This window comes from Aminobacter sp. BE322, from assembly GCF_050433525.1.
GTDB lineage: Bacteria > Pseudomonadota > Alphaproteobacteria > Rhizobiales > Rhizobiaceae > Aminobacter.
Genome location: NZ_JBNPXB010000006.1, coordinates 161,300 through 187,884 on the forward strand (window position 1 = coordinate 161,300; position 26,585 = coordinate 187,884).

At 65.7% G+C, this 26,585-nt stretch carries 21 protein-coding genes and 1 riboswitch; of the genes, 14 read left to right on the top strand and 7 right to left on the bottom strand.

Going from position 1 to position 26,585, the window contains the following annotated elements:
- Positions 1-7: 7 nt before the first annotated feature.
- Positions 8-3,538, bottom strand: a complete 3,531-nt coding sequence (gene dnaE / locus J2X50_RS11920) for a DNA polymerase III subunit alpha (protein WP_429095039.1) — start codon at positions 3,536-3,538, stop codon at positions 8-10.
- 220 nt (positions 3,539-3,758) lie between these two features.
- Here dnaE and J2X50_RS11925 point away from each other — a divergent pair, with 220 nt between their 5' ends.
- The 9 genes from J2X50_RS11925 to gcvP all read left to right on the top strand — a co-directional run bounded on the left by J2X50_RS11925 (position 3,759) and on the right by gcvP (position 12,937).
- Positions 3,759-4,886, top strand: a complete 1,128-nt coding sequence (locus J2X50_RS11925) for an S-(hydroxymethyl)glutathione dehydrogenase/class III alcohol dehydrogenase (RefSeq protein WP_429095041.1) — start codon at positions 3,759-3,761, stop codon at positions 4,884-4,886.
- Entirely contained in the window at positions 4,886-5,350 is a 465-nt protein-coding gene (locus tag J2X50_RS11930) for a GNAT family N-acetyltransferase (protein WP_429095044.1), read from the top strand. The genes J2X50_RS11925 and J2X50_RS11930 overlap by 1 nt, the downstream gene beginning before the upstream one ends.
- Before the next feature lie 24 nt (positions 5,351-5,374).
- Positions 5,375-5,845: a YaiI/YqxD family protein gene (locus tag J2X50_RS11935; RefSeq protein WP_429095128.1), complete on the top strand. Its 471-nt coding sequence runs from the start codon at positions 5,375-5,377 to the stop codon at positions 5,843-5,845.
- Positions 5,842-6,498 carry a DUF1345 domain-containing protein gene (locus tag J2X50_RS11940; protein ID WP_429095046.1) on the top strand — a complete coding sequence of 219 codons (657 nt, stop codon included), beginning with the start codon at positions 5,842-5,844 and terminating at the stop codon, positions 6,496-6,498. Before J2X50_RS11935 ends, J2X50_RS11940 begins: the two co-directional genes overlap by 4 nt.
- A 115-nt stretch (positions 6,499-6,613) precedes the next feature.
- Positions 6,614-7,480 (top strand): cytochrome b/b6 domain-containing protein, encoded by an 867-nt coding sequence (locus J2X50_RS11945; protein WP_429095047.1) that lies wholly within the window; start codon positions 6,614-6,616, stop codon positions 7,478-7,480.
- Between the two features lies 1 nt (position 7,481).
- Positions 7,482-8,273, top strand: a complete 792-nt coding sequence (locus tag J2X50_RS11950) for a molybdopterin-binding protein (protein ID WP_429095049.1) — start codon at positions 7,482-7,484, stop codon at positions 8,271-8,273.
- A 129-nt stretch (positions 8,274-8,402) separates the two neighbouring features.
- A riboswitch (glycine riboswitch) is annotated at positions 8,403-8,489 on the top strand.
- Between the two features lie 149 nt (positions 8,490-8,638).
- On the top strand, positions 8,639-9,739 hold the full coding sequence (gene gcvT / locus J2X50_RS11955) for a glycine cleavage system aminomethyltransferase GcvT (protein ID WP_429095052.1): 1,101 nt from the start codon (positions 8,639-8,641) through the stop codon (positions 9,737-9,739).
- 5 nt (positions 9,740-9,744) lie between these two features.
- Positions 9,745-10,113, top strand: a complete 369-nt coding sequence (gene gcvH / locus J2X50_RS11960; protein WP_429095053.1) for a glycine cleavage system protein GcvH — start codon at positions 9,745-9,747, stop codon at positions 10,111-10,113.
- 13 nt (positions 10,114-10,126) lie between these two features.
- Positions 10,127-12,937 carry an aminomethyl-transferring glycine dehydrogenase gene (gene gcvP, locus J2X50_RS11965; RefSeq protein WP_429095055.1) on the top strand — a complete coding sequence of 937 codons (2,811 nt, stop codon included), beginning with the start codon at positions 10,127-10,129 and terminating at the stop codon, positions 12,935-12,937.
- Positions 12,938-13,038: 101 nt separating this feature from the next.
- Here the strand turns inward: gcvP and J2X50_RS11970 are convergent, their stop codons facing one another.
- A complete protein-coding gene (locus tag J2X50_RS11970; RefSeq protein WP_429095057.1) occupies positions 13,039-14,214 on the bottom strand; it encodes a diguanylate cyclase in 1,176 nt (391 codons plus the stop codon).
- Positions 14,215-14,471: 257 nt separating this feature from the next.
- On the opposite strand from J2X50_RS11970, the gene parE reads away from it, so the two are divergent.
- The gene (gene parE, locus J2X50_RS11975; RefSeq protein ID WP_429095131.1) at positions 14,472-16,532 is read left to right on the top strand and encodes a DNA topoisomerase IV subunit B; all 2,061 of its coding nucleotides are present in this window, start codon (positions 14,472-14,474) and stop codon (positions 16,530-16,532) included.
- A gap of 15 nt (positions 16,533-16,547) precedes the next feature.
- On the opposite strand, the gene J2X50_RS11980 is transcribed toward parE, so the two are convergent.
- From J2X50_RS11980 to J2X50_RS11990, 3 genes are read right to left on the bottom strand one after another with little or no spacing between them, the layout of a single operon-like run.
- Positions 16,548-17,030, bottom strand: a complete 483-nt coding sequence (locus tag J2X50_RS11980; protein ID WP_429095060.1) for a hypothetical protein — start codon at positions 17,028-17,030, stop codon at positions 16,548-16,550.
- Positions 17,005-17,340 carry a nucleotidyltransferase domain-containing protein gene (locus tag J2X50_RS11985; protein ID WP_340037391.1) on the bottom strand — a complete coding sequence of 112 codons (336 nt, stop codon included), beginning with the start codon at positions 17,338-17,340 and terminating at the stop codon, positions 17,005-17,007. Before J2X50_RS11985 ends, J2X50_RS11980 begins: the two co-directional genes overlap by 26 nt.
- Positions 17,341-17,390: 50 nt before the next feature.
- Positions 17,391-18,512: a DUF2336 domain-containing protein gene (locus J2X50_RS11990; RefSeq protein ID WP_429095063.1), complete on the bottom strand. Its 1,122-nt coding sequence runs from the start codon at positions 18,510-18,512 to the stop codon at positions 17,391-17,393.
- Positions 18,513-18,658: 146 nt separating this feature from the next.
- On the opposite strand from J2X50_RS11990, the gene J2X50_RS11995 reads away from it, so the two are divergent.
- Together J2X50_RS11995 and J2X50_RS12000 are read left to right on the top strand one after the other, a co-directional pair.
- Positions 18,659-19,111 (top strand): MaoC family dehydratase, encoded by a 453-nt coding sequence (locus tag J2X50_RS11995; protein WP_429095064.1) that lies wholly within the window; start codon positions 18,659-18,661, stop codon positions 19,109-19,111.
- Complete coding sequence (locus J2X50_RS12000; RefSeq protein WP_429095066.1) at positions 19,111-19,992, top strand: HpcH/HpaI aldolase/citrate lyase family protein; 882 nt, start codon at positions 19,111-19,113, stop codon at positions 19,990-19,992. The genes J2X50_RS11995 and J2X50_RS12000 overlap by 1 nt, the downstream gene beginning before the upstream one ends.
- Before the next feature lie 3 nt (positions 19,993-19,995).
- Here J2X50_RS12000 and J2X50_RS12005 read toward each other — a convergent pair whose 3' ends face one another.
- Together J2X50_RS12005 and J2X50_RS12010 are read right to left on the bottom strand one after the other, a co-directional pair.
- The gene (locus J2X50_RS12005) at positions 19,996-20,601 is read right to left on the bottom strand and encodes a flavin reductase family protein (protein ID WP_429095069.1); all 606 of its coding nucleotides are present in this window, start codon (positions 20,599-20,601) and stop codon (positions 19,996-19,998) included.
- A 3-nt stretch (positions 20,602-20,604) separates the two neighbouring features.
- Positions 20,605-21,189, bottom strand: a complete 585-nt coding sequence (locus J2X50_RS12010; protein WP_429095071.1) for a nitroreductase family protein — start codon at positions 21,187-21,189, stop codon at positions 20,605-20,607.
- Positions 21,190-21,324: 135 nt separating this feature from the next.
- Here J2X50_RS12010 and J2X50_RS12015 point away from each other — a divergent pair, with 135 nt between their 5' ends.
- Both J2X50_RS12015 and J2X50_RS12020 read left to right on the top strand, forming a co-directional pair.
- The gene (locus J2X50_RS12015; RefSeq protein ID WP_429095134.1) at positions 21,325-22,293 is read left to right on the top strand and encodes a hypothetical protein; all 969 of its coding nucleotides are present in this window, start codon (positions 21,325-21,327) and stop codon (positions 22,291-22,293) included.
- 484 nt (positions 22,294-22,777) lie between these two features.
- Positions 22,778-26,467 (top strand): putative Ig domain-containing protein, encoded by a 3,690-nt coding sequence (locus tag J2X50_RS12020; protein ID WP_429095073.1) that lies wholly within the window; start codon positions 22,778-22,780, stop codon positions 26,465-26,467.
- Positions 26,468-26,585 lie beyond the last annotated feature (118 nt).

Consider the following 26,585-nt stretch of genomic DNA (forward strand, 5'->3'; position numbering starts at 1 on the left):
GCCAAAACTAGACCAGCTCGACCTCCACCACACCCGGCACCGCGCGCATGGCAGAGGCGATGGACGGCGTGATGCGATAGCGTTCGCGCAGCTCGATCTCGATCTCGCCCTGCGCTTCGCCCTTCAGCACGATGAAGCTCACCTCGCCCTCGCCCCGCACCGTCAGGTGGTTGGAGAGCGTGTTGAGCGGGGCTGCATCGCGCACGAAGATGCGCAGCGTCTTCTGCACACGGCTCGCCTCGTCCTCCAGCGACTGCACGGTCTGGATGCGCAGGTTGACGCCCTCGGGACGGTCCTCGGCGGCAACGGTGATGACCACCGATTTGCCCGGCTCGCAGAAGTCGCGGTACTGCGCCAGCGTCTCCGAGAACATCACCGCCTCGTACTGGCCCGAGACGTCGGAGAACTGGACAATGCCCATCTTGTTGCCGGTCTTGGTCTTGCGTTCCTGCTTGGTCGTGACCGTGCCGGCCAGACGTCCGGCGGTCGCGCCGCGTTTCACGGCGGCGGCGAAGTCGGCCCAGTTCTGGACGCGCATCTTCTCCAGCGCCACCTTGTACTCGTCGAGCGGGTGGGCCGAGAGATAGAAGCCGACCACCTGGAATTCGCGATGCAGCCTGTCGGCCGCGAGCCACGGATCGGTCTGCGGCAGGTGCAGCACCGGCGCCTGGCCGGAGAAAGCGCTGCCGAAGATGTCGGACTGGCCGAGCGTGGCGTTCTCGTGGGCCAGCGACGCCAGGCCCATCATGCGTTCGAGGCCTGCCATCATGGCGGCACGCTCGTGGCCGAAGCAATCCAGCGCTCCCGCCATGATCAGGCTTTCGAAGACGCGCTTGCCGACGATCTTGGGATCGATGCGCTCGCAGAAGTCGGCGAGGCTGGCAAAGGGCTTTTCCTCGCGCTTGGCGACGATGTGCTGCACTGCCGCCTCGCCCACGCCCTTGATCGCCGCGAGCGAGTAGAAGATCTTCTTCTCGCCCACCTCGAAGTCGCGGTAGCTGGTCATCACCGACGGCGGCACGACCTCGATGCCGAGCCGCATGGCGTCCTGGCGGAAGTCGTTCAGCTTGTCGGTGTTCGACATATCGTAGGTCATCGAGCCGGCGAGGAACTCGACCGGGTAATGCGCCTTGAGATAGGCGGTCTGGTACGACACGATCGCGTAGGCTGCGGCGTGCGACTTGTTGAAGCCGTAGTCGGCGAACTTGGCGAGCAGGTCGAAGATGAAGTTGGCCTGCGGCTTGGCAACACCCCCATCCACCGCACCCGTGACGAAGCGCTCGCGCTGCTTGTCCATCTCGGCGCGGATCTTCTTGCCCATGGCGCGGCGCAGAAGGTCGGCTTCGCCGAGCGAATAGCCTGACAGCACCTGCGCGATCTGCATGACCTGCTCCTGGTAGACGATGACCCCTTGGGTCTCCTTCACCAGGTAGTCGATCTTGGGATGGATCGACTCGATCTCCTCCTCGCCATGCTTGCGGGCGTTGTAGGTCGGGATGTTCTCCATCGGGCCGGGGCGGTAGAGCGCCACCAGCGCGATGATGTCCTCGATACGGTCGGGCTTCATGCCGATCAGCGCCTTGCGCATGCCCGCACTTTCGACCTGGAAGATGCCGACGGTCTCGCCGCGCGACAGCATGGCGTAGGTCTCGGGGTCGTCGAGCGGGATCAGGGCCAGGTCGATGTCGACGCCGCGACGGCTGATGAACTGCACCGCCTTCTGCAGCACCGTCAGCGTCTTGAGGCCGAGGAAGTCGAACTTCACCAGCCCGGCCTGCTCGACATACTTCATGTTGAACTGGGTGACCGGCATGTCCGAGCGCGGATCCCGGTACATCGGCACCAGTTCCGAAAGCGGGCGGTCGCCGATGACGATGCCGGCGGCGTGCGTCGAGGCGTGGCGGTAGAGGCCCTCGAGCTTCTGGGCCATGTCGAGCAGAGTCTGCACGATCGGCTCGCGCTCGGCCTCCTCGGCAAAGCGCGGCTCACCTTCGATGGCCTGGGCCAGCGTCACCGGATTGGCCGGGTTCTGCGGCACCATCTTGGAAAGCTTGTCGACCTGGCCATAGGGCATCTGCAGCACGCGGCCGACGTCGCGCAGCACGGCGCGCGCCTGCAGCGTACCAAAAGTGATGATCTGGCCGACCTGGTCGCGGCCATACTTGGCCTGGACGTAGCGGATCACCTCCTCGCGCCGGTCCTGGCAGAAGTCGATGTCGAAGTCGGGCATCGACACGCGGTCGGGATTGAGGAAGCGTTCGAACAGGAGCGAGAAGCGCAGCGGGTCGACGTCGGTGATGGTGAGCGCATAGGCGACCAGCGAACCCGCGCCCGAACCGCGGCCCGGGCCGACGGGAATGCCGTGGATCTTGGCCCATTTGATGAAGTCCGCGACGATGAGGAAGTAGCCCGGGAACTTCATGCGCTGGATGATGCCGATCTCGAACTCGAGACGCTCGCGATACTGCTCCTCGGTGAAACCGGGATGGATGCCGCGCGTGGCGATGCGCTCGGCCAGGCCTTCACGCGCCTGGCGCGCCAGTTCGTCGCCCTCGGCCCGCTCGGCGGCTTCGGCGTCGGCGACGTCGGCACCGGCGAAGCGCGGCAGGATCGGCTTGCGATTCTGCGGAAAATAGGAACAGCGCCGGGCGATCTCCACCGTATTGTCGATCGCTTCGGGCAAATCCGCAAAAAGCTGCGACATCTCCTTCTGGGACTTGAGGAAATTGTCCGCCGTCAGGCGCCGCCTGTTGTCCTCTGCGACTACCGAACCCTCGGCGATGGCGATCAGCGCGTCGTGGGCTTCGAAGTCGCCCCTGGCCGGGAAGAAGGCCTCGTTGGTGGCCACCAGCGGCAGGCGATGGCGGTAGGCAAGGTCGATCGTGGCGGCCTCGACGCCCCGGTCGTAGCCGGCCAGGCGCTCGACTTCGACATAGAGCCGGTCGCCGAAGATCGCCTGCAGCCCGAGCAGCCGGCTCTCCGCCAACGCCTGATGGTCGTTCCTGATCGCCGCTCCGACCGGGCCGCGCGGGCCGCCGGTCAGGCAGATGATGCCGTCGGCAAGTGCCGTCACCCATTCGAGCTTGGCATGAATGGGCTCGCCGTTCGGCGTGTCCAGGTACATGCGGCTGACGATGCGCACCAGATTGGCGTAGCCGTCCTCGGTCGCGGCGATGAGCACGACCGGATAGAGTTCGAGCGCCGTTTTCCAGGCAGGGCCGCGCTCGGTGGCCGCCGCTGCAACGGCGAAATCGACGTCGACCTGACAGCCGACGATGGGCTGGACGCCGTCCTTGGTGGCCTTCTGGGCGAATTCGAGCGCGCCGAACAGGTTGTTGCTGTCGGCGACGGCGATCGCAGGGGCCTCGTCCTTGACCGCGTGACCGACGATCTTGCCGAGCGGCAGCGCACCTTCGAGCAGCGAATAGGCGGAGTGGACGCGAAGATGGATGAAGGTCCGCGGCGAAGCCTCTGGTTTGGCTTCCGCTTTCAATGCCTCGCGCTTCAGCGGATCGCGCGGCGGCCGTTCACTCGACATCGAATCGTTTGCCTTTCGGAGAATGTTTGCCGGCCATGTTCGGCCAGCCCGACCGCGGTGTCCACCCGGCCCGGCGACGCACCGGCAGAGCCTTGTGGAATATCGACCCAATCGCCGCCTTGCGACCGCCGGGTGTCGCCTTGCCGGTTGATCGCGGCGGCAAAACCTGAAACCCTAGGACAACAATTTTTCCCCTGATTGCGCCTAAAGGAAGATCGCCATGAAAACCCGCGCCGCCGTCGCCGTTGGAGCAGGCAAGCCGCTCGAGATCATGGAGGTGGACCTCGAGGGCCCGCGCGAGGGCGAGGTGCTGGTCGAGATCAAGGCGACCGGCATCTGCCACACCGACGAGTTCACCCTGTCGGGCGCCGATCCCGAGGGCATCTTCCCGGCCATCCTTGGCCATGAGGGCGCGGGCGTCGTGGTCGACGTCGGCAAGGGCGTGACCTCGCTCAGGAAGGGCGACCACGTCATCCCGCTCTACACGCCCGAATGCCGCTCCTGCCCGTCCTGCCTCAGCCGCAAGACCAACCTGTGCACCGCGATCCGCTCGACCCAGGGGCAAGGCCTGATGCCCGACGGCACGTCGCGCTTTTCGATCGGCAAGGACAAGATCTTCCACTACATGGGCTGCTCGACCTTCTCGAACTTCACCGTGCTGCCCGAGATCGCGCTCGCCAAGGTCAACCCCGACGCGCCGTTCGACAAGATCTGCTACATCGGCTGCGGCGTGACGACGGGCATCGGCGCGGTCATCAACACCGCCAAGGTCGAGATCGGTTCGACGGCGATCGTCTTCGGCCTCGGCGGCATCGGCCTCAACGTCATCCAGGGCCTCAGGCTCGCGGGCGCCGACATGATCATCGGCGTCGATCTCAACAACGACAAGAAGCAATGGGGCGAGCGTTTCGGCATGACCCATTTCGTCAACCCGAAGGAGGTCGACGGCGACATCGTGCCGCACCTGGTCAACATGACCAAGCGCGGCGCCGACCAGATCGGCGGCGCCGACTACACCTTCGACTGCACCGGCAACGTCAAGGTGATGCGCCAGGCGCTCGAAAGCGCTCATCGCGGCTGGGGCGAATCGATCGTCATCGGGGTCGCGGGCGCCGGCCAGGAGATCTCGACGCGGCCGTTCCAGCTGGTCACCGGCCGCACCTGGAAGGGCACCGCCTTCGGCGGCGCGCGCGGCCGCACCGACGTGCCGAAGATCGTCGACTGGTACATGGAGGGCAAGATCCAGATCGACCCGATGATCACCCACACGCTCAAGCTCGAGGACATCAACAAGGGCTTCGACCTGATGCATGCCGGCGAGAGCATCCGGAGCGTCGTCGTCTACTGATGAACGCAGTCGCATATGAGGTCGACGTCAGGGGACTGGACGACCTCTCCCCGCGCGATCTCTATGCGATGCTGAAGATGCGCATCGACGTCTTTGTCGTCGAGCAGAAGTGCGCATTCCCCGAACTGGACGGCAAGGATCCCGAAGCCCTGCATCTCAGGCTTCTTGCCGGCAAGGACCTGCTGGCGAGCACGCGGATCATTGCTCCTTCCGGTATCGACGATCCGGCCTATATCGGCCGGGTCGTGGTGTCGCCCGACCATCGCGGCAAGCGCCTCGGCGACAAGCTGATGGCCGAGTCCATCGCCGCCTGCGAGCGGCTGTTTCCCGGCCGTCCGATCGCGCTCTCGGCACAGAGCCATCTCGTAACTTTCTACGGCTCCTTCGGCTTCGAGACGGTGTCGGAGGAATATCTCGAAGACGACATTCCGCATATCGACATGCTGCGGCCCTTGCCTGCCTGAGGCGGATGCATGCAAGGTGCAGAGATGGACACCAATCCCATCATCTATGTCGATGCCGACGCCTGTCCCGTGAAAGACGAAGTGGTGAAGGTCGCCGACCGTCTCGGACTGGCGGTGACCTTCGTTTCCAACGGCGGGCTGAGGCCGTCGCGCGATCCGATGGTCCGCAACGTCGTCGTTTCGAAGAGCGCGGACGCGGCCGACGACTGGATCGTCGAGAACGCCAAGGCCAACGACATCGTCGTCACCGCCGACATTCCGCTGGCGAGCCGCAGCGTGGCGCTGGGCGCCTATGTGCTCGGGCCGACAGGCAAGCCATTCACGCCCGAGACCATCGGCATGGCGGTGGCGATGCGCGACCTCAAGCAGCACCTGCGCGAAACCGGCGAGAGCAAGGGCTACAATGCCGGCTTCACGCCGCAAGACCGGTCGCGCTTCCTCGGGGCACTCGACCAGACGGCGCGGCGGGCGATCCGCGGGGCACAGGGCGGATGAAGCCGTTCGGGCGCCATTTCGTCTTCAAGATCAGCGCCGCCATCGGCCTGGCGGCACTTGCGGTCGCCTGGGCGCTCGATCAGCCACTGGCCTTCGCCATCGGCGCGAATGCCTTCTTCATCGTCTATGCCGCCTTGGTGCTGCGCGAGATGCCGGCATTGAGCGCCGACTACCTGAGCCTGCGTGCGCAGGAAACCGACGAGCCGGTCGGCATCATATTCCTCGTCACCGTCGCCATCATCGGCGCCGCGGTCGGCTCGCTTTTCATGCTGATCAACGGCCGCGAGGCCGCGGGCGCCATCCCGCTCGCCTTCTCGCTGCTGTCGCTGCCGCTGGGCTGGTTCACCCTCCACGCCATGACGGCGCTGCACTATGCCCATCTCTACTGGAAAGGCGACGGAAGCGATGAAACGGATTCCGCTCCCGGCCATAAGCCCATGGGCGGATTGATCTTTCCCGAAACCGGCCGGCCCTGCGGCTGGGACTTCCTCTACTTCTCCGTGGTCATCGGCATGACCGCCCAGACGGCCGACACCAACATCTCTTCGACACCGATGCGCCAGGCTGTCCTGGTCCATTCCATCGTGTCGTTCTTCTTCAACACCATCATCGTCGCAGCCGCCGTCAATCTCGTGGTATCGCTCGCAAACTGAGCGGCATCACGCCCATGTCGTTCCAGCTTCGAAACCTTCGGCGACCGCCGCCCGTAGCTTGGCCAATATCATCGCGACGCCGACCCCTTCGGCGAGACAATGGGAGGCTGGCGGCATGGACGAGCAAGCACCCGAGCCAATCGTGCGGCAACCTCGGCGCGGCGACCTGATCTACCGGCAGACGCGCTGGACGCGCGCCACCCACTGGGTCTGGGCCCTCAGTCTGTTCTTCCTGCTGCTCAGCGGCCTGCAGATATTCAACGCCCATCCGGCGCTCTACATCGGCCGGCAATCGGGCTTCCAGTTCGACAACAGCGTGCTGACCATCGGCTCCGACTATTATCAAGCCCAGCCAATCGGTTACGCGGAAATATTCGGACACAGATTCACCACCACGGGGGTGTTTGGGCTGTCCGGGCGCGAGGACAATCTGCGCGCCCGCGCCTTCCCGTCCTGGGCGACGATCCCGTCGGGCCAGGATCTAGCCACTGGCCGCGTCGTCCACTTCTTCTTCGCCTGGCTGCTGACGGCGACGCTTGCCGCCTGGCTCGCCGCCAGCCTGTGGAACGGCCACCTGCGCCGCGACCTCACCCCCACGAGCGACGATCTCAGGAGGCTGCCGCGGGACATTGCCGACCATGCCAGGCTGAAGTTCCACCATGGACGCGACTACAACACGCTGCAGAAGCTCGCCTATGGCGGCGTGCTGTTCGTCCTCCTGCCGCTGATGATCGTCACCGGGCTCGCCATGTCTCCGAGCATGAACGCCGCGGTGCCGTTCCTGACCGACATGCTGGGCGGCAGGCAGACCGCACGTACGATCCACTTTGCCACCATGCTGCTGCTGGTCGCCTTCTTCGTAGTCCACATGCTGATGATCCTGGCAGCCGGACCGATCAACGAGCTGCGTTCGATCGTCACCGGCTGGTACCGCGCCGACCCACCGAAACCCGAGGCCGACACCTCCGACAGGAGCGCCTGACATGCAAAATTTCCAGCTCGCCCGCCGACGCTTCCTGACCGCGGCATCGCTCGGCCTGTCCGGCCTTGCCCTTTCCGGCTGCGACGCCTTCGACTTCCTTCAGGATCGCGACGATCGCGTGCGCAACTTCCTCGAAGGCGCCAACGACCTCACCTACCGCGCGCAACGGCTGCTCGCGGGCCGCGACAGCCTGGCCCAGGAATATTCCGAGACCGACATCCGCCAGCCGCAGCGCCCGAACGGCGTCACCGCGCCCGACGACGAGACCTACAAGGCGCTGCTCGCCAACGACTTCGCCGACTGGCGGCTGGAAGTGACCGGCCTGGTCGAAAAGCCGCTGTCGCTGACCAGGTCACAACTGATGAACATGCCGGCGCGTACCCAGATCACCCGGCACGACTGCGTCGAGGGCTGGAGCTGCATCGCCAAATGGACCGGCGTGCCGCTTTCACTCGTGCTCGACGCGGCAGTCGTGAAGCCCGCCGCGCGCTACGTCGTCTTCCACTGCCTCGACACCATCGAGAACAGCCTCTCCGGCGAGGTCAAATATTACGGCTCGATCGACCTGATCGACGCCCGCCACCCGCAGACGATCCTGGCCTACGCGGTCAACGGCAAGCCGCTGCCCGTCGAGAACGGCGCACCGCTCAGGGCCAGGGTAGAACGCCAGCTCGGCTACAAGATGCCGAAATATCTCAAGGGCATCGAGCTGGTCGACAGCTTCGGCGCCATGGGCCTCGGCAAGGGCGGCTACTGGGAGGATCGCGGCTACGACTGGTATGGCGGCATCTGATTCGTCAGCGTGGACTACCCGAACGGGTGGACCATGCACCATTCGGTCAGGTGAATAAGCGCTGCGCGGACAGGTGACAAAGTGTCGGCGTTGGGATATTGACGACTCGTCTGGGGCCTTTGCGGGCTCCACCTGTTTGCGGGAGAGAGCAGCGAAAGCTGACGCCGAAGGGGAAATCGCCCGAAATCTCTCAGGCAAAAGAACCGTAAACGGGAAGGACACTCTGGAAAGTCGGGACCCTGGTCCCGCGCCGAAGGTGTAAGCGCTGCCGACAGAGTTCCGGGGCGCAAGTCTCTCAGGCTTCAGACAGAGGGGCACGGAATGGCTGCCACAAGCGGCTGGTAACGTGCGACTCTGGAGGAGCCATGACTGGTGACACGACACTTCATCTGCCACTCGAAGACCTGCATGCAGCAGCTGGCGCGCGTTTCGGCGCATTCGCCGGCTGGCACATGCCGCTGACCTATCCCGCCGGGGTGATGAAGGAGCATCTTCACACCCGCGAGCATGTCGGCCTGTTCGACATCTCCCACATGAAGCTGTTCCTGGTCACCGGACCGGGTGCCGCTGACCTTCTCAACCGCGCCTGCCCGCTCGACGCCCGCGCCCTGGAGTTCCGTCAGTCGAAGTACACCTTCTTCCTGACGGGGATGGCCGGCATCATCGACGACCTGATCATCACCCGGCTCGGCGACGAGCGCTTCATGGTGGTGGCGAACGCCGGCAATGCCGCGACCGACGAGGCGCATCTGCGGGCGCTGGCCGAGGACTACGACGCGAAGGTCGAGCCGCTCGACCGCGTGTTCCTGGCGATCCAGGGGCCGGAAGCGGCAGCCGTCCTGGCCAAGGCCGGCATCGCCACCGACGACCTGTTCTTCATGCAGGGCTTCGAGCCGCGCGCCGACTGGTTCATGAGCCGCTCGGGCTATACCGGCGAGGACGGTTTCGAGATCGGCCTGCCGGTGGCCGATGCCCGTGAACTCGTCGGCAAGCTGCTTGCCGACGAGCGTGCCATGTGGATCGGGCTCGCCGCGCGCGACAGCCTGCGCCTCGAGGCCGGGCTCTGCCTGCATGGCAACGACATCACCCCCGACAACGACCCGGCCAGCGCCGGCCTGATGTGGGCGATCCCCAAGGAATTGCGCGCCGAAGGCAAGTTCATCGGCCGCGCAGCACTGGCAAGGATCCTCGCCGAGGGCCCGGCGCAGAAGCGCGTCGGCCTGAAGCCGGAGGGCCGCCAGCCGGTGCGCTCCGGCGCCGAACTGTTCGACGCCGACGGCAAGCCCGCTGGTCGCGTCGCCTCGGGCGGCTTCGGCCCGTCGGCCGGCTTCCCGGTCGCCATGGGCTACGTCTCGGCCTCGCTGGCCAAGGCCGGCACCCGCCTCTTCGCCGACGTGCGCGGTACCAAGGTGCCCGTCGACGTCCACGCCCTTCCCTTCACGCAGCATCGCTACCGCAAAGGATAATTTCGATGACCAAGACCTATTTCACCGAAGACCACGAGTGGATCCGCGTCGAAGGCGATATCGCCACCGTCGGCATCACCGACTACGCCCAGGAACAGCTCGGAGACCTGGTGTTCGTCGAACTGCCGGAAGCCGGCCGCAAGCTCGCCAAGGGCGACGTGGCGGTGGTCGTCGAATCCGTCAAGGCCGCGTCGGACGTCTACGCTCCGGTCGACGGCGAGATCACCGAGGCCAACGGCGCGCTGTCGGGCGACCCGGCGCTCGTCAACAACTCGGCCACCGGCGAAGGCTGGCTCTGGAAGATGAAGCTGGCGAACGCTTCCCAGCTCGATGGCCTCATGGACGAGGCCGGCTACAAAGCCCATATCGGTTGACAGGATCACTGAGATGACCACTGCACCCTATCCCTTTTCGGCCCGCCACATCGGGCCCGGCGCGGCTGATGCCCGCGCCATGCTCGCCGCCATCGGCGTGCCGTCTGTGGAAACGCTGATCTCGCAGGCCGTGCCGAAGTCGATCCGGCTCGATCGGGCGCTCAACCTGCCGGCGCCGGCATCCGAGCATGAAGCGCTCGCCGAACTCGGCGAAAAGATGGGCCGCAACAAGGTGCTGAAGAGCTTCATCGGCGCCGGCTATCACGGCGTCAACGTGCCGCCGGTCATCCAGCGCAACCTGTTCGAGAACCCGGCCTGGTACACCGCCTACACGCCCTACCAGGCCGAAATCAGCCAGGGCCGCCTCGAACTGCTGTTCCACTTCCAGACGCTGGTCGCGGAACTCACCGGCCTGCCGGTGGCTTCCGCCTCGCTGCTCGACGAGGCAACCGCCGTGGCCGAGGCCGTCGGCATTGCGCTCCGCCACCACCGCGACAAGCGCAGCCGCGTCGCGCTCGCAGGCAAACCGCATCCGCAGACGCTCGACGTCGTGCGCACCCGCGCCGAGCCGCTGGGCACCGAGATCGACGGCGAGACCATCGACGACAACACTGCAGCGCTCATCGTTTCCTGGCCCGACACCAACGGCGTCTATGGCGACCACAAGGCGGCGATCGAAAAGGCCAAGGCCGTCGGCGCCATCGTCATCTTCGTCTCCGACCCGCTCGGCCTGACCGTAACCGACGCGCCCGCCAGCCTCGGCGCCGACATTGCCGTAGGCTCGATGCAGCGCTTCGGCGTGCCGATGGGCTTCGGCGGCCCACACGCCGCCTATTGCGCCGTCTCCGACAAGCTGACCCGCCTGATGCCGGGCCGCCTCGTCGGCCAGTCGGTCGACAGCAAGGGCCGTCCCGGCTACCGCTTGGCGCTGCAGACGCGCGAGCAGCACATCCGCCGCGACAAGGCGACGTCGAACATCTGCACGGCGCAGGCGCTGCTCGCCAACATGGCGGCGTCCTTCGCCATCTGGCACGGCCCGGCCGGCCTGCAGGCGATCGCCGAGCGCGTCCATGGTCTTGCCGCCCGCCTGGCCGAAGGCCTCAAGGCTGCCGGCGTGACCGTCTCCGGCACCCAGCGTTTCGATACCGTCACGGTGGAAGCCAAGGGCAAGGCCGAGGCACTTGCATCAGAGGCCGAGAAGATCGGCCGCCTGCTGCGGATCATCGACGCCGACCATGTGTCGGTCGCCTTCGACGAGACCTCGACCGAAGCCGACCTCGAGGCCGTTGCCACCTTGTTCGGCGCCAAGGCCCCGAAGGAGGCCAGGCGCGCCCTGCCCGGCAAGCCGCGCGGCAAGGATTTCCTGACCCAGCCGGTGTTCCATGAGAACCGCTCGGAAACGGAAATGATGCGCTTCCTGCGCCGGCTCGCCGACAAGGATCTCGCCCTCGACCGCGCCATGATCCCGCTCGGCTCCTGCACCATGAAGCTCAATGCCGCAGCCGAGATGATGCCGGTCAGCTGGCCGTCGGTCGCGAACCTGCATCCCTTCGCGCCGACCAGCCATTCGCTCGGCTATCGCGCGATGACCGACGACCTCGAGGCATGGCTGTGCGAGATCACCGGCTTTGACGCCGTCAGCCTGCAGCCGAACGCCGGCAGCCAGGGCGAATATGCCGGCCTCTTGGCCATCCGCCGCTACCACCGCTCGCGTGGCGAGACGCAGCGCAACATCTGCCTGATCCCGTCCTCTGCGCATGGCACCAATCCGGCAAGTGCGGCCATGGCCGGCATGGACGTGGTGGTCGTTCACTGCCTCGACGACGGCGACATCGACATCACCGATCTCAAGGTCAAGGCCGAGCAGCACGCCGACAAGCTAGCGGCGCTGATGTTCACCTACCCCTCGACGCACGGCGTGTTCGAGGAAGGCGCGCGCGACATCTGCGAAATCGTGCATGCGCATGGCGGTCAGGTCTATTTCGACGGCGCCAACCTGAACGCCATGGTCGGGCTCGCCCGGCCGGCCGACATCGGCGCCGACGTCTGCCACATGAACCTGCACAAGACCTTCTGCATCCCGCATGGCGGCGGCGGACCCGGCGTCGGGCCGATCGGCGTCAAGGCGCATCTCGCGCCCTTCGTGCCGGGCCATGTGGAAGCCGGCAGCGACCATGCGGTCTCGGCCGCTCCCTTCGGCAGCGCCTCGATCCTGCCGATCACCTGGATGTACATCCGGATGATGGGCGCGTCGGGCCTCAAGCAGGCCACCGAGCAGGCGATCCTCAACGCCAACTACATCGCCACCAGGCTCGAGGCGCACTATCCGGTGCTGTTCAAGGGCAGGAACGGCCGCGTGGCGCATGAGTGCATCCTCGACACCCGCGTGCTCAAGGAACGCGCCGGCATCACCGTCGAGGACGTCGCCAAGCGCCTGATCGACTACGGCTTCCATGCGCCGACCATGTCGTGGCCGGTCGCCGGCACGCTGATGGTCGAGCCGACCGAATCCGAGCCGAAGCGCGAGATCGACCGCTTCTGCGAGGCGATGGCGGCGATCGCGGCAGAGGCTGCCAAGGTCGAGAAGGGCGAATGGCCGAAGGACGACAATCCGCTGGTCAACGCCCCGCACACCGCAACCGAGACGCTTGCGGGCGAGTGGAAGCACCCCTACTCGCGCCTCGAGGCGGCCTATCCGGGCTGCGATCCCGACACCACGGCCAAGTACTGGTCGCCGGTGTCGCGCATCGACAACGTCGCCGGCGACCGCAACCTGGTCTGCTCGTGCCCGCCGCTGACGGAGTATCTCGGCGCCGCCGAGTAAACCTGACGGCAACCACCTTCATCGGCGGCGCACCCCACGGGCGCCGCCGATTTGCTTCAGGCTCGTTGGCAGCGAACGGGAGCCGCCAGCTTCCCCACAGTCTACGCAAAGAGCAGCTCGGGCTCGCGGAACCTCGCGTCGCCCACTGCTTCTGCGGTGGCAACCCGGTTCCGCCCTGCCCGCTTGGCGGCATAAAGTGCCGCGTCGGCGCCGATCAGCATCTGCTCGAGCGTCGCCGCGTGCTCGTCGCCGAAGCAGATGCCGACGCTGACCGTGCTGCGCAGCGGTCCGAGCTTGGTCACGACGATCTCGGCGCCAAAAGCGGCACCGATCGTGCACAGGATTTCATGCGCCTCGATGGGGGGTATGCCGGACATGACGACTGCAAACTCCTCGCCGCCCAACCGAAAGCCCTCGACGCCATCCCGGGCGTGTTTCCTGACCACGTCGGCGAAACGCTGCAGGACGGTGTCGCCGACAGCGTGACCGAACAGGTCGTTCGTCCGCTTGAAATGATCGAGGTCGAACATGGCGAGCGCCATCCCGGAACCGAAGTGCGTGTTGCCATGGAACATCGTCAGCGCCCGGCGGTTCAGCAGCCCGGTCAGCGGATCGGTCAAAGTCTGCGCCGTCAGCTGCCGCTGAGTGCGCAGATGATGCAGCGAGATGGTCAGCGCGCCGAGCGCGGTCATACAGGCGACCACGACTGCGGTGTTCAAGTCTTCGGCCCAATTCCTGGGAACGGTGCCCAGCGACCACTGCCCGTTGGCCACCAGAACCAAGGCGCAGAGCGCAAAGGAGATTGCCGCGCTGCCGGAAAGCATGGTGACAGCAGCCAGAATGCGCCGGTCATACTCGCCGGCCGCCCAGAACATGGAAGCGATCACCACCAGCAGCGCCGTGACGGTGGAATAGGCGAGCACGAAGCCCAGCCCATCGTAGCTTCCGGCCGTCACCGCCAAGATCAGCACGGTCACCACCAGCACGGGCGCTGCGGCCACCCTGTGCCAGCTACGATCGAGATACTGCGCCGTCGACCACAGGATGACGAAGAAGCCGGCCACCAGCAGTATCAGGGTCAATTGCCCGAGCCATGGCGTGGCGTTGCGGCCATATTGCCAAAATGCGATGACATGGAGGACGAGAAGTAGTATCCCCGCCGCCATCGTGACGATGAAACGGGCCTGGCGCGCGGTCAGCCAGATGGCAAGCAGCGTTCCGCTCAGACATGCGCCGGACAGGGCGGTCGCGAGCAAAAGGGAACCGAAGTCGAGCACGGGCGCCCCGCTTTCCTGCTTGTCCGATTGTTCGGGCAGCAGTTATCGGGCGTTTTGCCCTTGGGGCAACTGCATAAGGCTGCATCCATCATCGTCGCACAAGCGCGAGTTCGGATAGCGTTTACAAATCGTTGCGCTCGACGTGCCGGACGCGGCATATCGGGCGCGGTGCACGAACAGAACCGGAACTGTTGCCGGGCGGGCAAAACTGGCAAACTCGAACAAGTGATTCGCAGCGCGGAAAAACCGTATTGAGCATGGACGACAACAGCGACCTTTTCGGCAATCTCGACAAGCAGCCCGCCCGACCCGCCACCCGTCCTGCCGACCCGCTGGTCCAGGCCGCGGCCGTGGCCAAGCGTCCGGCGCCGGCAAAGGACGCCAGCGACAGCTACAGCGCTGCCGACATCGAGGTTCTGGAGGGGCTCGAGCCCGTCCGGCGCCGTCCGGGCATGTATATCGGCGGCACTGACGAGAAGGCGCTGCACCATCTCTTCGCCGAAGTCATCGACAACTCGATGGACGAGGCGGTCGCCGGCCATGCGACCTTCATCGACGTCGAACTCGACGCCGAAGGGTTCCTGACCGTCACCGACAACGGCCGCGGCATCCCCGTCGATCCGCACCCCAAGTTCAAGAACAAGTCGGCGCTCGAAGTCATCATGACGACGCTGCATGCCGGCGGCAAGTTCGACTCCAAGGTCTACGAGACCTCGGGCGGCCTGCATGGCGTCGGCGTGTCGGTGGTCAACGCGCTGTCCGATCAGCTCGAGGTCGAGGTGGCGCGCGGACGCCAGCTCTATCGCCAGCGCTTTTCACGCGGCATCCCCCAGGGCGGGCTCGAAAGCCTCGGCGACGTTCACAACCGGCGCGGCACCAAGGTCCGCTTCCATCCCGATCCCGACATCTTCGGCAAGGGCGCGCATTTCCTGCCGGCCCGCATCTACAGGATGGCGCGTTCCAAGGCCTATCTGTTCGGCGGCGTCGAAATCCGCTGGAGCTGCGATGCCTCGCTCATCAAGGAGAACGACGAAACGCCGGCCAAGGCCGTCTTCCACTTCCCCGGCGGGCTCGGCGACTATCTCAAGGCCTCGCTCGGCGACGAGATGCAGGTCACGCGCGAGATCTTCGCCGGCAAGAGTGAGAAGCAGGGCGGCCACGGTTCGCTCGAATGGGCCGTCACCTGGTTTGGCGGCGACGGCTTCATCAATTCCTACTGCAACACCATTCCGACCGGCGACGGCGGCACCCATGAGATGGGCTTCCGCAACGTGCTGACGCGCGGCTTGCGCGCCCATGCCGATCTCGTCGGCAACAAGCGCGCCTCGATCGTCACCTCAGAGGACGTGATGATCTCGGCCGCGGGCATGCTGTCGGTGTTCATCCGCGAGCCCGAATTCGTCGGCCAGACCAAGGACAAGCTGGCGACCGTCGAGGCCATGCGCATCGTCGAGACGGCGCTCCGCGATCCGTTCGACCATTGGCTGGCCGACAACCCGCAGGAAGCCTCCAAGCTCCTCGACTGGGTGATCGCGCGCGCCGACGAGCGCGTGCGGCGGCGCCAGGAAAAGGAAGTGTCGCGCAAGAGCGCCGTGCGCAAGCTGCGCCTGCCCGGCAAGCTCGCCGACTGCACCCAGAACGCCGCCGCGGGCGCCGAACTCTTCATCGTCGAGGGCGACTCGGCAGGTGGTTCGGCCAAGCAGGCGCGCGACCGCTCGATGCAGGCGATCCTGCCGCTGCGCGGCAAGATCCTCAACGTCGCCAGCGCCGGCAACGACAAGCTGGCGTCGAACCAGCTGATCGGCGACCTCATCCAGGCTCTCGGTTGCGGCACGCGGTCGAAGTACCGCGAAGAGGACCTTCGCTACGACCGCGTCATCATCATGACCGATGCCGACGTCGACGGCGCCCACATCGCCTCGCTGCTCATCACCTTCTTCTACCAGGAGATGCCGCAACTCGTCCGTGGCGGCCACCTCTACATGGCGGTTCCGCCGCTCTACTCCATCCGCCAGGGCGGCAAGGTCGCCTATGCCCGCAACGACGCCCACAAGGACGAGTTGCTGCGCACCGAGTTCAGCGGCCGCGGCAAGATCGAGATCGGGCGCTTCAAGGGCCTGGGCGAGATGATGGCCTCGCAGCTCAAGGAAACGACGATGGACCCGAAGAAGCGCACGCTGCTGCGCGTCGAGGTCATCGACGACGAGGAAGAGACCAAGGTTGCCGTCGACTCGCTGATGGGAACCAAACCGGAAGCCCGTTTCCGCTTCATCCAGGAACGTGCCGAGTTCGCCCAGTCGGAGGCGCTGGACATCTAGCGCCGGGCTTGCGCCTCAGGTTCGCCCCGCATTCCATTTCCGCATCGGCGGAACTGACTTTGCGGGTGAACCGTCGCTGTTCAATTCGACACCGAAGTGCGCGACTACGCGTTCCTGCAGCTGCGCCAAAGCGTCCAACGCTTGGTTCAGTCTTTCGACGCTCGGCGTCTTGGGTATCTGGCCGGATGGTGACGTGTAGCAAAATGTCGTGGCGTAGGCTTCCAGCCAGACCAGGCCGTTCAAGGCTTCTTTCTCCGGATGGTCGTCGGGGAACCTGCGGACCACCTTGTCCAGTTGATGTGCGTCATGCCTCTCGATGTGCAGGCCTTCGGAGGTCGCCAGCGACCTGACGATTTGCTCCAGGCACTGCTCGGCAAGATAGGCCGCATTTCGCGAGCCGCTCTGCACAAGGGTACGCGCGTCTGCCAGGCAGCCACTCGCCAGCCTCAGACCATTTGCGATGGTCTTGGCTTCAATCATCCAGGCGGCGACCATCACGCGCCAGCGCGTAGCCAAGTGTGTTGGGAGAGCCCCAGCTCGCCTCCAGATCGTCGGCGAGGGTGAATACAACGGTCGCCGGAATGCCGAACTCCCGCTGAATAGACCACCCTACCAAGGGGTCGAGCAGATTCTCATCGGCATCGTTGGGAAGTGCTACCAGTATGTCCCAATCGCTATCCTCGCGATTGTCCCCCCGTGCCCGGCTGCCGAACAGCCAAATGGACTCCGGCGAAAACCGCCCTCTGATGGCATCGACCAGGGGCTTTATTCCTTCCGGCGTATTCGTGGTTCGGGCCGCGTGGCGCATAAACAGAAGATAGAGCGGTTCCTATGCACGCACAATCCGGAAGGCCTTGGCTAGGCTGCGGCGATCGCCAGGGCGTGGCCGCGGGCGTTCTCGCGCAGGGCGTCGAGGTGGATGGACTTCACCAGCCCGGCCAGCTCGCCCTCGGCGGACTGGCCGCCAAGTTCCCTGAGCATCAGCCAGCTCACCTCCTGGGCACCGGCGACCCGGCGCCCGTTCGCCACTTCGCGCCAGACCTTCAGCGCCCGCAGGATGATGGCGTGGGTTGCATCGCCCAAACCCGCCGCCCGCAACAGCGCAGCCACTGCCAGGTCCTGGCCAGTCGCAAGCAGCGCCCTCACCCGATCCTGGTCGCGGCCGGTCAGCACCACGAGCGCCGCTCCGAAGAAATCCACCTTGCCGTGGGCAAGGACACGAATGAGGAAGCTCGTCGTCAGGTCGCCGCGCAGCCGCAGATGTTCGACCAGCGCGGCATGCTCTTCGGCACGCGTGGTCTCGACGATGCCAAGGGAAGCCCTGACGCAGGCCTCGCGCGTGACCCGTTCCGCGCGGGCTGCGCCGATCGACGCCATGACGAGCGGCGAGGCCTTCAGCGCCTCGCCCAGCCTGACCAGGAGCAGGTGGCGGCAATCGGAAGGCAGGCGCGGGTCGGCGACGAGCGCCTCGCGCAGCCGCGCGTCATGACCGTGACGCTCGGCAATCCGCCGGAAGCTCAGGGCCGCGATGTCGGCCCCATAATTGCCGACGAGGGTGGCGCAGGCTTCCGCCTCGCCAACTTCGGCCAGGGCCGCGGCGAGCGCCATGGACACCACCGGCCGGTCGGCGACGATCTTCTGAACGGCAACCGGGCCGGACGCCACGCGGTCGATCAGATCCGCATCGCTGAGCAAGGGCGAGCGCGCCAGCACGAGCGCCGCAACTTCCGGCTGGTCCGAGGCCAATGCGGCGATCACCTGGACCGGCGCATTCATGCTCATCGACATCGCCTCCGCCATGGCCTGTCGGACTTTTGGCGAAGGGTCGTCGAGCAGGAGGGTCAGGGCTGCCTCGGCGGCACAGCGGTCCTCGAAGGGCAGTTCGCGGGTGATGTAGGCCGTCGCGAGCGCTGCGGCCGCGGACGCGCGCTCACCCACTCTCGCAGTCTCGATCCACCTCAGGAAATGCGAGACAACCATCCGCCTTCGTCCCCGGAAAATTGCGCCAAACCCCATGAATTACTTTAGAAGGAAATGGTTTACGAACGGTTCACCATATCCGTTAACCCGCTTGCCCCCGTCGCGGCCAGCGCCTATCAACCTCGGACCACAGGAGGGAAATGCGGATGGCCGGGCTTCATCTCGAGGAATTCGTGGTCGGTCAGGTGATCCGCCATCAGCTCACCAAGTCGGTTACCGAGAGCGACAACATGCTGTTCTCGACAATGACGCTCAATCCCCAGCCATTGCACATCGATTTCGACTTCGCCGCCAAGAGCGAATGGGGCAAGCCGCTGGTCAATTCGCTGTTCACGCTCGGCCTGATGATCGGCATTTCGGTGCACGACACCACACTCGGCACCACCATCGGCAATCTCGGCATGACCGAGACGATCTTCCCGCACCCGGTCTTCCACGGCGACACGATCCGCGTCGAAACCGAGGTGCTGTCGGTGCGCGAATCGAAGTCGAAACCCGATCGCGGCATCGTCGAATTCGAGCATCGCGCCTATAATCAGGACGGTGCGCTGGTCGCCAAATGCCGGCGCCAGGCGATGATGTTGAAGAAGGCCGGCTGATGCGGTCGCTGCTGTTCGTCCCGGGAGATTCGGAAAAGAAGCTCGAACGCGGCTTCGCCTCCGGCGCCGACGTGGTCATCGTCGACCTGGAGGACTCGGTCGCCCAACAGAACAAGGCGCATGCCCGCGCGGTTGCCGCCGACTTCATCGCCGCCAGGCGCGACGCCACCAGTGCCTCGATCTACGTCCGCGTCAACGATCTCGCGACCGGGATGACCGACGACGACCTCAGGGCCATCATCCCTGTATCGCCCCACGGCATCATGCTGCCCAAGTCGAATTCCGGCGCCGACGTGCAGCACCTGTCGACCAAGCTCAGGGTTCACGAGGCCGAAAACGGCCTGCCCGACGGTGCGATCCGCATCATCCCGATCGTCACCGAAACCGCCGCAGGGGTGCTTTCGACTGGGACCTATGCGGGTGCGAGCGCCCGCCTTGCCGGCCTGACCTGGGGCGCCGAGGACCTGTCGGCGGCGATCGGCGCGCGCGCGGCGCGCGACGACGCCGGCCGCTACACGGATGTCTTCCGGCTCGCGCGCACGATGACCATCCTTGGGGCCGCGGCGGCCGACACGGCGGCCATCGACACCGTCTTCGTCAACTTCCGGGATCTCGACGGCCTCAGGGTCGAATGCATCGAAGCCGAACGCGACGGCTTCACCGCCAAGATGGCGATCCACCCGTACCAGGTTGCCGTCATCAACGAGGCCTTCACGCCGACGGCCGATGCGGCCGCCCATGCGGCGGCGGTGGTCGCCGCCTTCGAGGCAGCGGGCAACCCCGGTGTGGTCGGCATCGACGGCAAGATGTACGACCGCCCGCATCTCAGGCTGGCGCAGCGGCTGCTCGAACGGGCGAAGGTGGCCGGGGTGAAGCCGTAGGCGCTACTCTTCCCAGCGCGGGCGGCGCATGGAGAAGACCGCGTCCACCGTCGAATAGTCCATGTAGCCGAGCCGCGCGACGTTGCCGGCCTTGACCGTGTCGAACAGCCCTTCCTTGAGGAAGGCCTCGTCGATATGGATGCCGACCACCTCGCCGATGACCACGAAGGCGCCGATCTCCTGGCCGTCCAGCGCCCTCGGCCGGAACATCTCCGTTACCTTGCATTCCAGCGCCGCCGGCGCTTCGGCGACGCGCGGCGCAGCGACGAGTCGCGACGGCGCGGGCGTCAGGCCGGCATAGGCGAACTCGCTCGTGCCGCGCGGCGCGTTGACCGAACTGCGGTTCATCTTCTCGGCCAGGTCGCGCCCGACGATGTTGGCGACGAATTCCCGCGTCTCGCCGGCAAAGGTCGCGCTGTCCTTCTCGCCTTCCGACGAGAACCACACCAACGGCGGCTTTCCCGACAATGCGTTGAAGAACGAATAGGGCGCCAGGTTGAGCGCCCCGTTCCTGCCCACCGTCGAGATCCAGCCGATCGGCCGCGGCGACACCAGCGCCTTGAACGGATCATGCGGCAGCCCATGGCCCTTCGACGGTTCGTAATACACCCGCTAGCCCTCCCACGGGCCGGAATAGTCGGAATAGAGCCTGCTCACTTCGGGGCGCGGACGCTCCGGCGCCGAGCCATCATACGAGCCGATGTGGATGAAACCCACCACGCGTTCGTGCGGCGCGAGCCCGAGCAGCGCGCGTCCTTCTTCGTTATCGGAGTACCAGTTGGTGATCATGTTGGTGCCGTAGCCCAGCGCGTTGGCGGCGGTGATCAAGTTCATCGCAGCCATGCCGCCCGACAGGAACATTTCCCACTGCGGGATCTTCGGGTTCTCCTTCGGGCTCGAGACCACGCCGATGACCAGCGGCGCACGCGAAAAGCGAGCGAGTTCCTGGTTGCGGCGGCCTTCCGGCAGCGGCCCTTCGCGTTTCTCGGCAAGGGTTGCGAGCTTCTTGCCGATCTCGATGCGGACATCGCCGCGATAGAGGATGAACCGCCAGGGCTCGAGGCGCCCGTGGTCGGGCACGCGGGTCGCCGCGCGCAGCATCGTCTCGATCTCGGCGTCGGAGGGCGCCGGCTCGCGCAACTCGGGGATCGGCGCGGAGTTGCGGGTCAGCAAAAAGTCGAGGATCGGCGATGTCACGGCGCGGGTACTCCTGAAGATTTCGGGCTGAAGCGCCGTCCGGAATGGCGGCCGCTCTGGCGGCGGCGCGTCGTCGAAGATTCCATGCGCCGGATCAGCCTTGAAATTGCCACCGCCTTGGGCTTCAAACAAGGGATGTTCCGGGGACGCTTCCGATTTTTCGCGCCGATTCTGGGTGCCGCACTGTTCAGCGTGCAGGCGCCGGCCGGATTTGCGCAGGAAGGCACAGGAATCCTCGACAAGCTGAGCATGCCCGGGATTTCGAACTTCGCGCAGCCGCGCGGCGACGAGCCGCCGGCGACTGCTGCTCTCGGCGAGATCACACTCGCCGCCCAGCTGACCGGCGAAGGCGCCGACATCAGCCGTGGCCTGGTCTGGCGCGTGTTCCGGCCCGAGGCCGGCCCCGACGGCAAGCTGCCGCTGGTGGCCTCAGCCCAAGGCGGCACAAGCAGCTTCCAGCTGCCGCCCGGCAGCTATCTCGTCCACGCGTCCTACGGCCGCGCCGGGGCAACGAAGCGCATCACGGTGGGCAAGGAAGGCAAGCGCGAGAGCCTCGTTCTCGATGCCGGCGGCTTGAAGCTCGACGCCGTTCTGTCCGGCGGCGTGCGCATTCCGCCGGCCAAGCTGAAATTCTCGATCTACGAGGGCGAAGAGGGTGCGGACGGCGAACGTTCGCTCATCATTCCCGACGTTGCGCCGAATACGGTCGTCCGGCTCAATTCGGGTACCTACCACGTCGTCTCCACCTACGGAAACGTCAACGCCGTCATCCGCTCGGACATCAAGGTCGAAGCCGGGAAGCTGACGGAGGCGACGGTCGAGCATCGCGCCGCCGAAGTGACGCTCAAGCTGGTGCGCGACGCCGGCGGCGAAGCCATCGCCGACACCTCGTGGTCGATCCTGAACGAATCGGGCGATCCGTTGCGCGAGACCGTGGGCGCCTTTGCTTCCTTGGTGCTTTCCGAGGGCAGCTACACCATCATCGCCAAGAACCGCGACCGCATCTACCAGCGCGACTTCACCGTCGTCGCCGGCCGCAACCAGGACGTCGAGGTCGTCGCCTCCGAAGCCGCGGCGATCGACCCCAACGAGGGCGCCGACTGAGCATCGGCCGCCCGCTCGGATATCTGCGGTGACCGCCTGCGCGACATGGCACCGGGGCTCGCGGATTCGCGATTCTTGCGTGAACGCAGAAGGCGCAAGTGTCTGATTTTCGACAACGAGTCCACGGCAAGACCGCAGACATACCACGCAAGAACCATCTCGCCTCACGGGCAAATCTCTATTCTGCTCGTCAAGCAATTTCTTCGCCGCTTACTTAGCGGTCAAAATTCACGCCTGACCACATAAAGCTTTGGCAATTATATTTTATTTTGTTGACTCCTGACATACTCTGTATTTCCATCTCACAATCACAAATACTTTTTGCTTTTGAAAATTTCAAATTCGGGCGGGGGATTACCGAATGTCCAGAGGGAATGGAGCGCTGCGCCCGCTCCTTGCATTGCTTGCGTGCATCCTTACCTGGGCAGCAATGGCAACGTCCGCAGCTGCGGCGACCTTCCCCTGCTCCATCGGTCCGAGCGATATGGCCGGGCTTACCTTCGTGAACCCGGCCGGCAACTCCTCCGATCCCAGCTCATTTGCCCTTGGCGGGGTTCTGACGACGGCGAACATCTCGGCAACGACCGGCGACTGCAACAACCTGCCCAATGGGAGCATACGGCCGGTAGCCGGCAATCCGGCTTCCGCGGCCCTGGACTTCATCGTCGCGAATGCAACCACGCAAGGGGGCTGGCTGGTCCGCACTGCCAGCGATGAGGTGCGATACCTCCCGCCATCATCCGCCTTCTCCGGGACCGACACCTTCCAAATCGACAATAACAATCTCGGGCGTGTCATCAACGTCACGGTAAGCGTGCTGTCGCTGGTGGATACGACCCCGCCGCCGGCGCCGGTGATCGCGAGCCCCGCGAACGGCGATGTGCTCGGCAATTCGGCCCCGACGATCAGCGGCACCGCCGAAGCCAGTGCGACGGTGACCGTCTACCTCGACGGAAGCTCCGTCGCGACGCTCAGCGCCAGCAGCTTCGGATTCTGGTCGTTCACGTCGCCCCTCTCCGAGGGCGCGCACAGCGTCTATGCCACCGCGACGGACGCCTCGAACAACACGTCGCCCAATTCGACCACCGTCAACTTCACGGTCGATACGACGCCACCGCCGGCGCCGATCGTCACGGCGCCGGCCAACGGCAGCACGACGAGCAATACGACACCCACGATCAGCGGCAGCGCCGAAGCCAATGCCACGGTTGATATCGTCATCGACGGCGCGTCCGCTGGCGCGACGAGCTCGGACGGATCAGGCAACTGGAGCTTCACGCCCAGTTCCGCACTCGCCGATGGTATGCACAGCGTTCGAGCAACCGCGACCGATGCGGCGGGCAACACCTCCGTCAGTTCCAACACCAATAGCTTCACGATCCTGTCTTTGCCGACCGTGACTGACAGCAGCGCGACGGTCGCACATAGTTCATCGAACAACGCGATGTCGCTGGCGCTCGGCGGCGGCGCTGCGACCAGCGTCATCGTGGTGACATCGCCCGCGCACGGTACCGCGACTGCCGCGGGCACGAGTATCCACTATACACCCACCGCGGGTTATGCGGGTCCCGACAGCCTTACCTATCGCGCCTCCAACGGCGCGGGCGATTCGGCGGTGGCCACGGTGACGATCACCGTCAGCCCGCCAACGATCTCGCTATCGCCGACGACGCTGACCGCGCCGTTGCTCGGCAGCCCGTATAGCGCAGCGATTGCCGCAAGTGGCGGTAGCTTACCCTATAGCTATTCGATCACAGGGGAGGTGCCCGAAGGCCTCACGCTGGCGAGCAACGGGACGCTTTCGGGAACGCCGACCGCGCCGGGCACCTTCAACTTCACCATTACCGGGACCGACAGTTCGACGGGCACCGACGCACCTTTCTCCGCAAGCCGCGCCTACAGCTTCACCATCGCTGCGCCAACCTTGACGCTCAGCCCTGCGGCGGGCGCACTGCCGGGTGCGACAGCCGGTAGCGCCTATTCGCAGACGATCAGCTTAGGCGGCGGCGTTGCGCCCTTTGGCTATGCGGTCACCGCGGGTGCATTGCCCACCGGGCTGACGCTCAACGGATCGACCGGCATCCTGTCGGGCACGCCGACCGCAGCGGGCACCTTCAATTTCACCGTGACCGCAACCGACGGCCTCAGCTTTACAGTCGCGAACGCCTATTCGCTTACGGTCGCGACACCCACGCTGGCGATCAACGGGGCGCTGCCCGACGGCGCAATCGCGGTGGCCTACAGCCAGACGCTGACCGCGAGCGGGGGCGTTGCGCCCTATAGCTTCACACTCTATTCGGGATCGCTCCCCGCTGGGCTCAGCCTGCCCCCGGGCGGCGTCCTTTCGGGAACGCCGACACAAAGCGGCAGCTTCAACCTGACGATCCGCGCGACCGACAGCAGCGGCGGTAGCGGGCCTGCCTTTGTCGACCGCAGCTTCACGCTGGTGATCGGCGCACCGACGATTTCGCCGGAGCCGACGACGCTTCCCGCGATGAGCTACGGCGTGCCGGTATCGGCCTCGGTGACCGCCAGCGGCGGCACCGCTCCCTACAGCTACAGGGTCAGCGCCGGCGCATTGCCCGCCGGGCTTACGCTTGCTGGCGACGGCACGCTGTCGGGCACACCGACGGTAGCGGGCAATTTCTCCTTCACGGTAGAAGCGACCGACAGTTCGACGGGCACCGGCGCCCCTTTCTCCGGGAGCCGCACATACAGTGTCACGGTCGGAGCGCCCAGAGTGACCTTCGTGATCGAAAGCTCTGGCGACGGCGCATTCGCCTTCACCTCTGTGGAGCCGTCGCTCAATTTCGTCGTCAACGCGACCGGCGGCGGCGGCACATCGGGGCAGCTCGCGGTCCCGCCCGGAAGCCATTCGATATCATTCACCGCGCCGGCAGGATCCGAAATCGCATCGGCCGCCTGCAACAGTCCCGGCTCCTCGCTCGACAGCGCCAGCCGGTCGGGCACGGTCGTGGTCCAGGCCGGAGACGAGATCGTCTGCACCATCGTCGCCGGCGACATACGCCCCACGACGGAGCTCATCGGAGCCTTCTTGGAAGCGCGCGCCAACCTGATCGTCGCAAACCAACCGGATTCTGCCCGGCGGCTCGAGCGGCTGACGGGTAGCTATTCGAGCTCCGCCGGCATCGCCGGCTTCGGCTTGACCGTTCCCGGGCAACTGCCGATCGCCATGCGCTTCACCGGCGATCAAGCGTCCTTCGCCTACAGCCTGGGCCGGGCGCAGGCCGAACCCGCGGCCGGGTCAGAAAATACTGCGCCGGATGATACCTCAGGCGGCGTCCCGCCTATCCCATATGCGGATCAAGCCACCAGCGGCAGCGACAACCGACCGCCATTCGGCGCGCCGGGCGTCGACGCCGTGGACGAAGTCGCCGCCGAGCCCCTCGCGACACCGTTCGACCTATGGATCGAGGGGAAGCTCGCCCGCTTCAATGCCCCGGGCGGCGATGGCCGTTTCGGCATAGTACACGGCGGCGCGGACTATCTCGTCGGACCGGGTGTTCTCGTCGGACTCGGCGTCCAGCTCGACTGGACAGAGATGGAGGGCAATGGGGACGCGACGATCGAGGGAACCGGCTACCTGGCCGGCCCATACCTCACGGCGAGGCTGACTGACGGACTATTCTTGGACGCACGGGCGGCATGGGGGCAATCCTCCAACACCGCCTCGCCGCTGGGTACCTATTCCGATCAGCTCGACGGAACACGCTGGCTGGTCTCGGCGGCATTGATCGGTCAGTACGACATCGACCGCTGGCGCATCGCGCCTACGGCTCGCCTCACCTACTTCGAGGAGAAGACCGACGCCTACACCGACGGCCTCGGCCTGCCGATACCGGAGGTCGAGATCGCGACAGGCACGTTCGAGTTCGGGCCGAGGATCAGCTACCAGACGGAACTCGACAACGGCACGGCCTTCCAGCCGTTCGTCTCGCTCGAAGGTGTGTGGACGTTCGAGCAGAAGAACACCGGCACCTCGGCCACGTCGTCGCCCGGACTTGCTGACACCGGCCTGCGCGGCCGGAGCGAGGTCGGCTTCTCCCTGTCAGGTGGCGCCGGCTCCGTTTCGGCCTCGGCTTTCTACGATGGGCTCGGCGACAACGACTTCGAGTCGTGGGGCGGAAAATTGCGGTTCAACAAGACGTTCTGACCGTAGCCGTCGCCTGGACGCACAACGTCTGCAGGTGGCTCGCTCCGCAACCGGCACTCATGGAAACGTGTCGGCGGCAGGCAGACTGAAGCACGCAATCGGCCTTCTGCGCCTTCTT